At 67.4% G+C, this 9,260-nt stretch carries 13 protein-coding genes; 10 read left to right on the top strand and 3 right to left on the bottom strand.

Annotated elements, in window-relative coordinates; translation table 11 throughout:
- Nucleotides 1–88 precede the first annotated feature (88 nt).
- The 4 genes from Q3A80_RS18605 to Q3A80_RS18590 all read left to right on the top strand — a co-directional run bounded on the left by Q3A80_RS18605 (nt 89) and on the right by Q3A80_RS18590 (nt 2,101).
- The gene (locus Q3A80_RS18605) at nt 89–454 is read left to right on the top strand and encodes a hypothetical protein (RefSeq protein ID WP_446330385.1); all 366 of its coding nucleotides are present in this window, start codon (nt 89–91) and stop codon (nt 452–454) included.
- A gap of 255 nt (nt 455–709) precedes the next feature.
- Nucleotides 710–1,258: a type 1 glutamine amidotransferase domain-containing protein gene (locus tag Q3A80_RS18600; protein ID WP_446330384.1), complete on the top strand. Its 549-nt coding sequence runs from the start codon at nt 710–712 to the stop codon at nt 1,256–1,258.
- Nucleotides 1,259–1,261: 3 nt separating this feature from the next.
- Nucleotides 1,262–1,603 carry a DUF1488 domain-containing protein gene (locus Q3A80_RS18595; RefSeq protein WP_446330383.1) on the top strand — a complete coding sequence of 114 codons (342 nt, stop codon included), beginning with the start codon at nt 1,262–1,264 and terminating at the stop codon, nt 1,601–1,603.
- 273 nt (nt 1,604–1,876) lie between these two features.
- A complete protein-coding gene (locus Q3A80_RS18590) occupies nt 1,877–2,101 on the top strand; it encodes a hypothetical protein (RefSeq protein WP_446330392.1) in 225 nt (74 codons plus the stop codon).
- A 17-nt stretch (nt 2,102–2,118) separates the two neighbouring features.
- Here Q3A80_RS18590 and Q3A80_RS18585 read toward each other — a convergent pair whose 3' ends face one another.
- A complete protein-coding gene (locus tag Q3A80_RS18585) occupies nt 2,119–3,369 on the bottom strand; it encodes a phosphatidylserine decarboxylase family protein (protein ID WP_446330382.1) in 1,251 nt (416 codons plus the stop codon).
- Nucleotides 3,370–3,488: 119 nt separating this feature from the next.
- On the opposite strand from Q3A80_RS18585, the gene Q3A80_RS18580 reads away from it, so the two are divergent.
- Entirely contained in the window at nt 3,489–3,740 is a 252-nt protein-coding gene (locus tag Q3A80_RS18580; RefSeq protein WP_446330381.1) for a hypothetical protein, read from the top strand.
- Nucleotides 3,741–3,857: 117 nt separating this feature from the next.
- Here the strand turns inward: Q3A80_RS18580 and Q3A80_RS18575 are convergent, their stop codons facing one another.
- Together Q3A80_RS18575 and Q3A80_RS18570 are read right to left on the bottom strand one after the other, a co-directional pair.
- Nucleotides 3,858–4,457 carry a DJ-1/PfpI family protein gene (locus Q3A80_RS18575; protein WP_446330380.1) on the bottom strand — a complete coding sequence of 200 codons (600 nt, stop codon included), beginning with the start codon at nt 4,455–4,457 and terminating at the stop codon, nt 3,858–3,860.
- 198 nt (nt 4,458–4,655) lie between these two features.
- Complete coding sequence (locus Q3A80_RS18570) at nt 4,656–5,777, bottom strand: ATP-binding protein (RefSeq protein WP_446330379.1); 1,122 nt, start codon at nt 5,775–5,777, stop codon at nt 4,656–4,658.
- A 212-nt stretch (nt 5,778–5,989) separates the two neighbouring features.
- Between Q3A80_RS18570 and Q3A80_RS18565 the strand changes: the two genes are divergently transcribed.
- The 5 genes from Q3A80_RS18565 to arsN2 all read left to right on the top strand — a co-directional run bounded on the left by Q3A80_RS18565 (nt 5,990) and on the right by arsN2 (nt 9,189).
- Complete coding sequence (locus tag Q3A80_RS18565) at nt 5,990–6,325, top strand: ArsR/SmtB family transcription factor (protein WP_446330378.1); 336 nt, start codon at nt 5,990–5,992, stop codon at nt 6,323–6,325.
- Between the two features lie 20 nt (nt 6,326–6,345).
- Complete coding sequence (locus tag Q3A80_RS18560; protein WP_446330391.1) at nt 6,346–6,840, top strand: arsenate reductase ArsC; 495 nt, start codon at nt 6,346–6,348, stop codon at nt 6,838–6,840.
- 67 nt (nt 6,841–6,907) lie between these two features.
- Nucleotides 6,908–7,978 (top strand): ACR3 family arsenite efflux transporter, encoded by a 1,071-nt coding sequence (arsB, locus tag Q3A80_RS18555; RefSeq protein ID WP_446330377.1) that lies wholly within the window; start codon nt 6,908–6,910, stop codon nt 7,976–7,978.
- Nucleotides 7,979–7,998: 20 nt separating this feature from the next.
- Nucleotides 7,999–8,721, top strand: coding sequence for an arsenical resistance protein ArsH (arsH, locus tag Q3A80_RS18550; protein WP_446330376.1), 723 nt, complete (start codon nt 7,999–8,001; stop codon nt 8,719–8,721).
- A gap of 39 nt (nt 8,722–8,760) precedes the next feature.
- Nucleotides 8,761–9,189, top strand: coding sequence for an arsenic resistance N-acetyltransferase ArsN2 (arsN2, locus tag Q3A80_RS18545; protein ID WP_446330375.1), 429 nt, complete (start codon nt 8,761–8,763; stop codon nt 9,187–9,189).
- Nucleotides 9,190–9,260: the final 71 nt, after the last annotated feature.

Here is a 9,260-nt window from a genome sequence, read left to right as displayed (position 1 = left end):
GACCACGGTGTCGCGCCGGCGAGGCCGGCGCGGCGCGATGACGGGCGCCCGCCGCGGGCCGGCCTTCGCCACCACGCAGGAGAACATCATGCAATCGAATTACCGCACACTGCTGGACGATAGCGATTTCGACACCGATCCGGTCGATACCGACGATCTCGATACGACCGTCCATCTCGACATCGAGACCGGCAGGATCACGTTTCACGCGGCATGGGCGGTCGCGCCCGATGCGCCGCCGGGAGCCCCGCGCCATTCGGTCGTGCTCGCGCTCGACTGCGACACGATGGAGCGCTACGCGGCGCTCGACGACGCGGCGCGGATGCGCGTGCACGCGATGCTGCACGACAGCGTGCAGACCACGCTCGAGACGCTGCCGGACATCACCGAGGACCTCACGCTGACGGTCGAGCTGACCGACGCGATGCTCGACGTCGCGCGCCACTTGCAGTGACCGTGGCGGGCACGGCGTCGCCGGCGGCTGTCGCACGGCACCTGGCGGGCCGCGGCACGCGGTTGCATTACACACCCCGTTGAAATCTTTGCAGCGACCGCCCGGCGCGAGCGCGGCACAGGCCTCGGCCGGTCCGCGGCGAATTGCGGGTCGCGCCCCGGTATCGCGCCAACCGGACGCCGCCGGCGGCGGCACGGCGATTGCTGCGCGACGGACACGGCACGACACGTGCCGCAACGAATGAGGGAGCATTCCATGACCGGCAAGCTGGACCATTGCAAGGTAGCGATACTCGCGGTCGACGGCTTCGAGGAAGCCGAACTCGTCGAGCCGCAACGCGCGCTGAAGGCCGAGGGTGCGCAGGTGGACGTGATCTCCCAGAAGCGGGGCGAGATCCAGGGATTCCGGCACGTCGACAAGGGCGAGCGCGTGACGGTCGACCGCACGTTCGACGATGCGCGCGAAGGCGATTACGACGCGGTCGTGTTGCCGGGCGGCGTCGTCAACGGCGACGCGATCCGGATGCTGCCCGCCGCGCGCGAATTCGTGACCGCGGCGGTCGGTGCGGGCAAGCCGATCGCCGCGATCTGTCACGGTGGCTGGCTGCTGGTGTCGTCCGGGCTCGTCGAAGGCCGCACGATGACGAGCTGGCCGAGCCTGCAGGACGACATCCGCAACGCCGGCGGCAAGTGGGTCGACCAGGAGGTCGTACGCGACGGCAACCTGATCACGAGCCGCAAGCCGGACGACCTGCCGGCGTTCAACGGCGCCATCGTGCAGTCTCTTGCGTCGCGGGGGGCCTGAACGATGCCGGCCGATTCCGTCCGCCACGTGACGCTGGTCGATCGGCCGCCCGAGTTCGACGGCGCGGCGCTGCAGATGCGCTTCGTCGTCGACGTCGACGGGACGCCGCTCACCTGCGCGATCACCGTCGAAGCGCTCGAGGATCATTTCGGTGCGCAGTCGCCGCTCGAGGCCGATCTGCGCGACGCATTCGAGCGCGGCCGCGACCGCATCGAGGCCGCGTGTGCGGAAGTGCTCGCGGACGGCAAGGGCGGCGTCGAACTGCACAGCGGGTATTTCCGCGTGCGTGACAAGGCGGCCGGCGACACCGCGCGCGCCGGACTGTTTCGTTCGCGCAATTCATGAGAGGAAAGCCGCGTCCACGGGCGCGCGCTGCGCCGGGTCTGCCGCGGCGCGGCACGTCCGCGCCGCTCCGTTACACGCCGTTGAAAAGTTTGCAGCGGCTCCGGTACCGCTCAAAGTGACGGATCGCGCCGCGGGCCGGCCGCACCTGGGTCGGCTTCGTCCCACATACTGGCACGCTCCCTGCATATATCCGTGATTGAGGCGCACGATTCGCGCCCGCGCCGTCGCGTTGCCGTCGCTGCATCGCGCCGAGACGTCAATGGGGGAGACAATATGCTGACCGCACATGAATTTGCCGCGCTGTTCCTGGTCCATCGCGCGCCGGAGCAGATCCAGCCCGACCGCGAAGATATCGTTTCACTTATGGAACAACATCTGATCGAAATGCGTTCGGACGAATCGGGCGCGAGCCGGCCCGCGCTGACGCCGGACGGGCTGTCCATCGTGCAGTGCATGCAGCGGCACGTCGGACGCGGCTTCGGCAGCGCCGACGCGTGATGCGCCGGGCGCCCGGCTCAGCGCGCGATTGCAAGCGATGCGTTGACCTGCACGACCGGCGCGTCGCCGTCGAACGGCGGCGCGTGCAGGAAGCGGTCGATCACGCCGGGCTCGAACAGCAGGCAGTAGGTCGAGCCGCCGTACTGGAAGTAGCCGATCTCGTCGCCTTTGTCGACGCGCTGCCCCGGCACGACCTCGATCACGCACGACGACACGTCGCCCATCCCGACGAACACGGCCGCGACGGTGCCGATGCCCGGATCGTCGCTGTCGATCGCGACCACCGCGCGTGCGGCGACGGCCGTCATGTAGCCCTGCGAGTCGTTGAGTCCGGCCGGGTCCGGCCCTTCGGCTTCCGCGACCGAATAGTAGGTGCCGTCGACGCGATACGCATGCGTCACGGTTCCGCGCACCGGCGCGTGCCACCGGTGATAGTTGTACGCGCTCAGATACGCCTGATAGAGATCGCCGCCGACGAAGCGCTCGGCGAGCGGCAGCCGCCCGGGCGTGAAGATGTCGCGCAGCGAATACGGCTGGCCCTTGATCCAGAACTTGTCGCGGATCTTCAGGTTCGCTTCCGTGTGATACGGCGCGGCCTCGCACGCGCTGACGATCACGTGCGGGTCGTCCGGCGCGGCGACCGGCCGCGCGCCGTCCCGAAAGCGCCGCGTGAAGAAGTCGTTCCATGAATCGAAGCCCCAGTGCGGCTGGTCTTCCCGATACTGGAACTGCGACAGGCCGAGCCGTTTGCGCGCTTCGTCGCAGAACCAGCCGTCCGGCGGCGACGTGTCGAGGTGCGTGCGCGAATGCGGGCCGCCGAGGAAGTCGCACCACACGTTCAGCACCTGCTTCAGATGCGCATTGACCGCCGCGTCGCGAAACACCGCATGGCCCGACGGCATGCACATCGGCCAGTCGAGCAACGCGTTCAGCGGACATACGATCAGGCTCGTTTCGCTGAACGGCGGCGTGTAGGTCATCAGATGGTCGATCACCGTCATCAGCTCGCCGATCGACGCGTAGCCGAGCTGGCGGCCCGACTCGCGCGCCTCGTCGATCGCACGGGTGAGGCTCATGCGCAGCACCGCATCGTCGTCGAAGAGCCGCGCGAGTGCCTGCACGGCCGGCGTGCGCAGCCGTTCGCCGGCCTGCGCGTACGCTTCCTTCGCAATTTTTTCGCGATATGCGGCCATGTGCGATTCCTCGCCGGTCATCCATTCGCCGAGGCGGTGGCGCGTGGCGGGCGGCGTGCTGCGGTCTGTCGGCATGGTCACCTCCGGGAAGGGTTGCGGTACGAGCGTGTCTAGCAAGACGCTTGCCCGGCATGCGGCACCGGAATTGCTGCGCTCGGGGCGGCGGTTTCCTTCAATGACCCGGGAGAGCACACATGAACGCAGCTTCGAATGCGCGACAGACGAACGATGCGGCGCCGGCCGACGAGCGCCGCGGCGGCGGACAGCGAACCGTGGCGCCGACCCGCGCGCGGCCGCGGGTGCGCGCGGCGACGTCGCGGGACGGCGCGCGCGGTGCCGAGCGTGGCGGCGCGCACGGGCCGATCGCGACGAGCGGCGGTCACGAGAGCGGCGAGCCGCTGTGGGAGGACGATGGCGGCGCGATGCCGCCGGAGGAGTGGTCGTGAGCGTGTGACGGAGTCGGCGGCGCGTACGCGTCGTTCTTTGACGACCGTCGCTTCCGCATGGGGGCGTGCCGCCGATGCCGGTTCACGGCGATGCCGGCAACACCATTCGCCATCGAGCTACGGCAAATAAGGCCTGATGTTCGTCAGCGCGCGACACACATATTCTTCCTTCTCGCCCACCGGCGCGACGTAGTGCAGCGCGCTCGACGCAGCGTCTTCACCTTCGCTGCGCGCAATGATCCATGCAGCCAGATATTGCGAAGCAAGGCAACCCCCGGCCGTCGCGACGTTCCCTTCGGCGAAGAACGGCTGATTCAGGACCTCGACGCCGGCCTCGATCACCCACGGTTTGGTCGTGAGATCCGTGCACGCGGGGATTTTTCCGACGAAACCCAGCTTCGCCAGCACCAGCGTGCCGGAACATTGCGCGCCGATCAGCTGCCGCGCAGGATCGAGCTTCAGCTGCTCCATGATGGCCGCGTCGTTGACGACTTCGCGCGTTCGCGCACCGCTTCCGATGATGACGGCATCCGCCGTGCACGCGTCCGCCAACGTTGCTTGCGCGTGCACCGTCACGCCGTTCATCGACGTGACGGATCGATCCGGGCATGAAAGGCTGACGCGCCAGTCGGGCCGCTTGATTCGCTTCAGCACGCCGAGCGCAATGAGGGAGTCCAGTTCGTTGAAGCCGTCGAAGGTCACGATCGCGATGTGCATGGGGCACCCTTGTTTCAAGTCGGTCCAAGGATCTTGCCAGATTGCCGTGACGCGCGGCAGTGCGCTGCCGGCACCATACTGTTACAGCCGGCGGCCGCTTGCGTGACCGTCACCTTCGTTCAGGCGCATCCCGCTGGTCCGCGAACTCGAGCATGTCCGATGCAACTCTTTGCGCTTCACAGCGGTCCGCCGCCCGCTTCACACGCGTTTCGGCAACCGCACCGCGAATACCGTTTCCGTCTGATCCGATCGTGCGTCGATGCGGCCGTGGTGTGCCCTCGCGATTTCGCTGGCGATGTACAGACCGAGTCCGAGACCGGCATCGTCTCCCGGTCGCTGCGGCCGGTCGGCGCCGCGCTGAAGCGGATCGAAGATGCGCTCGAGCGTGTGCCGCTCCAGCGCCGGCCCGCGATTGCCGACCTCGACGAACACGTCGGCTTCGGCCGCTGTCGCGGTCACGCGCACCGGCGTACCCGGCGCTCCATACTTGAGCGCATTGCTCACGAGATTGCTGAGCAGTTGCTGCAGGCGCTGCTCGTCCCAGCGGCCGCGCAGCTCGCCGCTGACGTCGACGTTGATTTCGCGATCCGGATGCGCGCCCCGCAATTCATCGACCACGTTGGCAATGACCTGCGCGAGATCCACGTCGCGAGGAACGACGTTGATACCGAGCCCGAGCTGGGTCCGATTGAAGTCGCAGAGGTCGTCGAGGAGCGCGTGCATGCGGCCGCCGCTTCTGATCAGCCGCGCGGCGGCCTCCGATACGTTCTCCCCGGCGTTGAGCGCCGCGAGATAGGTCGCGGTCATCTGAATGGTCTGCAGCGGCGTGCGCATGTCGTGACCGAGCATGCCCAGCAACAGGTTGCGCGCCTGCTCGACCTGTTCGGTAAAGAACGCAACGGATTCCGCGAGCGCCTGGTCGATCGCCTCGTTGAAGCGGATCATGTCGTCGAGCTGAGGCGGGTTCGGCTGGCACGCGTCGAGCCACAACGACAGCACGCTCGCACGCAGCGCGCGATATTCGGCCGCCAGCTGGTTGATGTTGAAGCCGCCGCGGGCGCGCAGGACGGCATGCGTCTGCGCGGCCGTCTCCGTCGCATCCACGGGTTCGGGCGCACGGCCGAGCGACTTCTCGCGTTGCGCTTCGCGGGTTTGCGGGGTCGCGATGTCCGTGGCCACGGCTTCCAGGATCTGCCGTGCGTGGTCGCGCAGCGCGAGCGAGTCCATGCTCCGCGCGGCCGGCAGCAGCGTGGCGGCAAACGCCTCCCACTGCCGCAGGATCGTTTCCATGTTCCGAACGATGAAATCAGCTAGACGCATGTCGCCCCTCATGACGGAATGAACGCTGGATGCTTTTCGTCGATGCCTCTGTGTCGGGCACGATATCACGTCAATAGCGGTGCCCGGTCGCGGTTACAGCGGGCGGGGCGTTCGGGCGCGCCGGCGCGTGCGACGCTATCGGAACATTGCCACTCGATCGCTCGCACGACGCGACCGCGTCGTCGTTTCCATATTTCGAGTATTATGGAAATATGGAAACGACCCAGACCATCGCCGCGCTGGCGGCCCTCGCGCACGAGTCGCGCCTCGCCGTGTTCCGCGCGCTCGTGCAGGCCGGCCCGGCCGGCTTGCCGGCCGGCCAGCTCGCGACGCTGCTCGACGTGCCGCCGTCGTCGCTGTCGTTTCATCTGAAGGAACTCGCGCATGCGCAGCTCGTCACGAGCCGGCAGGAAGGCCGCTTCGTGATCTATTGCGCGAACTTCACGACGATGAACGGGCTCATCGGCTACCTCACCGAGAACTGCTGCGGCGGCAATCCGTGCTCGCCGGCTTCCGCCTGTTCGACCGGCTGCTCCGACCCGACGTAACCACGCATTCGCTGCTACCGATGACCACCCACGTCCTGATCCTTTGCACCCACAATTCCGCACGCAGCGTGCTCGCCGAGGCCATGCTGAACCACTGGGCCGGGAAACTCGGCCGCGACGTGCGCGCATTCAGCGCAGGCAGCGCGCCGAGCGGCCGCTTGAATCCGTTCGCGCTGGACGCGCTGAGCCGCGCCGGCATCGACGTCGCCGGATACCGCAGCAAAAGCTGGGACGAATTCGTCGGCGACGGTGCGCCGCAGATGCGCATCGTGATCACGGTGTGCGACAGCGCGGCCGCGGAGACATGTCCGCACTGGCCCGGCAGCCCGGTGAAGGTGCATTGGGGTTACGCCGATCCATCGAACGCACCGGGCGGCGATGCGGGCAAGCGGCTCGCGTTCGAACTGACGCGCGAGGCGCTCGGCTACCGGATGCTGCAACTGCTGGCGCTGCCGCTCGAGCGTATCGGCGATGCCGAACTCCACGCGGCGCTGAACGACATCTCGCGAAATTGAGCGTTCGCATCGCGGCGCGCCCGAACCGGCGGCCCGCATGCGTTTCTCCTGCACCGGATCCTGCCCGATGAACACGTCCAACCTCGTTCCGCCTCGCCGCGTCGCGGCTAAACCGGCGATCAATTTCTTCGAACGCTATCTGACGGTGTGGGTCGCGCTGTGCATCGTCGCGGGCATTGCACTCGGTCGGTGGCTGCCCGGCCTCTTTCAGCGGATCGGCCGCATCGAATACGCGCAGGTCAACCTGCCGGTCGGACTGCTGATCTGGGTGATGATCATCCCGATGCTCGTAAAGGTCGACTTCGGCGCGCTGCATGAAGTGCGCCGACACGTGAAGGGAATCGGCGTCACGCTGGTGGTGAACTGGCTCGTCAAGCCGTTCTCGATGGCGTTGCTCGGCTGGCTGTTCGTGCGGCACCTGTTCGCGCCGATGCTGCCCGCGGCGCAGCTCGACAGCTACATCGCCGGCCTGATCCTGCTGGCCGCGGCGCCGTGCACCGCGATGGTGTTCGTCTGGAGCCGGCTGACGGGCGGCGATCCGCTCTTCACGCTGTCGCAGGTCGCGCTGAACGACAGCATCATGGTGGTCGCGTTCGCGCCGCTGGTCGGGCTGCTGCTCGGCATGTCCGCGATCACCGTGCCGTGGGCGACGCTGCTCACGTCGGTGGTGCTCTACATCGTGATTCCGGTGATCCTCGCGCAACGCTGGCGCAGGCGGCTGCTGGCGCAAGGACCGGCCGCGTTCGACGCCGCGATGGCGCGGATCGGCCCGTGGTCGATCGCCGCGCTGCTCGCGACGCTCGTGCTGCTGTTCGCGTTCCAGGGCGAAGCGATCCTGACGCAGCCGCTCGTCATCGCATTGCTCGCGGTGCCGATCCTGATCCAGGTGTTCTTCAATGCGGCGCTTGCGTACTGGCTCAATCGCGCGGTCGGCGAGCGGCACGACGTCGCGTGCCCGTCCGCGCTGATCGGCGCATCCAACTTCTTCGAACTCGCCGTCGCGGCCGCGATCAGCCTGTTCGGCTTTCATTCCGGCGCGGCGCTGGCCACCGTCGTCGGCGTGCTGATCGAGGTGCCGGCGATGCTGCTCGTGGTGCGCATCGTGAACCGCTCGAAGGGCTGGTACGAGTGCGCGTGACTCATCCCGGGAAACCTTTCATGACCGACCGACTGACCGACCTGCCGCAACTCGATCGCGCACTCTTTCGTGTGCCGGATGCCGCCAGCCTGCGGCCGGCCGCGCCGTCGACGCATCCGCCGCGGTTCCTGCTGCTGTACGGATCGCTGCGCGACCGTTCGTTCAGCCGCCTGCTGGCCGAGGAAGCCGGGCGGCTGCTGACGGCGATGGGCGCGGAGGTGCGCGTGTTCAATCCGGGCGGCCTGCCGCTGCCGGACGATGCGCCGGAGAGCCATCCGAAGGTCGTCGAGTTGCGCGAACTCGTCCTGTGGTCTGAAGGGATGGTCTGGTGCTCGCCGGAACGGCATGGCGCGATGACCGGCATCATGAAGTCGCAGATCGACTGGATTCCGCTGTCGGTCGGCGCCGTGCGGCCGACGCAGGGCAAGACGCTCGCGGTGATGCAGGTGAGCGGCGGCTCGCAGTCGTTCAACGCGGTCAATCAGATGCGCGTGCTCGGGCGCTGGATGCGCATGCTGACCATTCCGAACCAGTCGTCGGTGGCGAAGGCGTTCATGGAATTCGACGAGGCCGGGCGGATGACACCGTCGGCGTATTACGACCGCGTCGTCGACGTGATGGAGGAACTGGTGAAGTTCACGCTGCTGACGCGCGACATCGGGCCGTATCTGGTCGACCGGTACAGCGAACGGAAGGAGAGCGCGGACGCGCTGTCGGCGCGGGTGAATCAGCGGGGGATTTGAATCGTACGGCTGGCGTCAATCCAGTCGGGAGGTGATGTCATGCAACTTCGTCCGGCCATCTCGTCCGATCTTCCGTCGATCGACCGACTGCTTCGTGCTTCGGGCCTGCCCACTGCGGGCGTCGTCGAGCACGTGAAAAACTTCGTCGTGCTGGCCGATTCGGCGCAACTGCTCGGATGCGGAGGTATCGAATACCACGGAGATTTCGCGTTGATCCGCTCGATCGCCGTTGCATCGCACGCGCAACGGCGGGGACTTGGCGGGGCGATCGTTGCACGACTGATCGCGGAATGCCGCGCGCACCCGGTACAGTCGATCGGGCTGCTGACGGCGACGGCGGAGCGCTATTTCGCCGCGATCGGGTTCGTGTCCGTCGCGCGCACGGATGTACCGGCGCCGCTGCTCGCGTCCAGCCAGTTTCAGGGTGTGTGTCCGGACGCGGCCATCGCGATGTTGATGGTCTGTTGAGCCGACGGAGCGCCTTCGCGTCGGCGTTGCTGCCGCAGCAATGTGCGCCGCATCTCGCCAGCCGCAATCGA

This window comes from Burkholderia sp. SR8 (assembly GCF_052851275.1).
Note: the sequence above shows the minus strand (reverse complement) of the source record. Positions and strands in the feature narration are given on the sequence as shown.

Excerpts from the sequence above, each read along its gene's own strand:
- arsH (WP_446330376.1), top strand. The coding sequence starts at position 7,999 with ATGACCGACCGACTGACCGACCTGCCGCAACTCGATCGCGCACTCTTT.
- Q3A80_RS18570 (WP_446330379.1), bottom strand. The coding sequence starts at position 5,777 with ATGCGTCTAGCTGATTTCATCGTTCGGAACATGGAAACGATCCTGCGG.
- Q3A80_RS18595 (WP_446330383.1), top strand. The coding sequence starts at position 1,262 with ATGCCGGCCGATTCCGTCCGCCACGTGACGCTGGTCGATCGGCCGCCC.
- Q3A80_RS18585 (WP_446330382.1), bottom strand. The coding sequence starts at position 3,369 with ATGCCGACAGACCGCAGCACGCCGCCCGCCACGCGCCACCGCCTCGGC.
- Q3A80_RS18580 (WP_446330381.1), top strand. The coding sequence starts at position 3,489 with ATGAACGCAGCTTCGAATGCGCGACAGACGAACGATGCGGCGCCGGCC.
- Q3A80_RS18605 (WP_446330385.1), top strand. The coding sequence starts at position 89 with ATGCAATCGAATTACCGCACACTGCTGGACGATAGCGATTTCGACACC.
- Q3A80_RS18565 (WP_446330378.1), top strand. The coding sequence starts at position 5,990 with ATGGAAACGACCCAGACCATCGCCGCGCTGGCGGCCCTCGCGCACGAG.
- Q3A80_RS18560 (WP_446330391.1), top strand. The coding sequence starts at position 6,346 with ATGACCACCCACGTCCTGATCCTTTGCACCCACAATTCCGCACGCAGC.
- arsN2 (WP_446330375.1), top strand. The coding sequence starts at position 8,761 with ATGCAACTTCGTCCGGCCATCTCGTCCGATCTTCCGTCGATCGACCGA.
- Q3A80_RS18600 (WP_446330384.1), top strand. The coding sequence starts at position 710 with ATGACCGGCAAGCTGGACCATTGCAAGGTAGCGATACTCGCGGTCGAC.
- Q3A80_RS18575 (WP_446330380.1), bottom strand. The coding sequence starts at position 4,457 with ATGCACATCGCGATCGTGACCTTCGACGGCTTCAACGAACTGGACTCC.
- Q3A80_RS18590 (WP_446330392.1), top strand. The coding sequence starts at position 1,877 with ATGCTGACCGCACATGAATTTGCCGCGCTGTTCCTGGTCCATCGCGCG.
- arsB (WP_446330377.1), top strand. The coding sequence starts at position 6,908 with ATGAACACGTCCAACCTCGTTCCGCCTCGCCGCGTCGCGGCTAAACCG.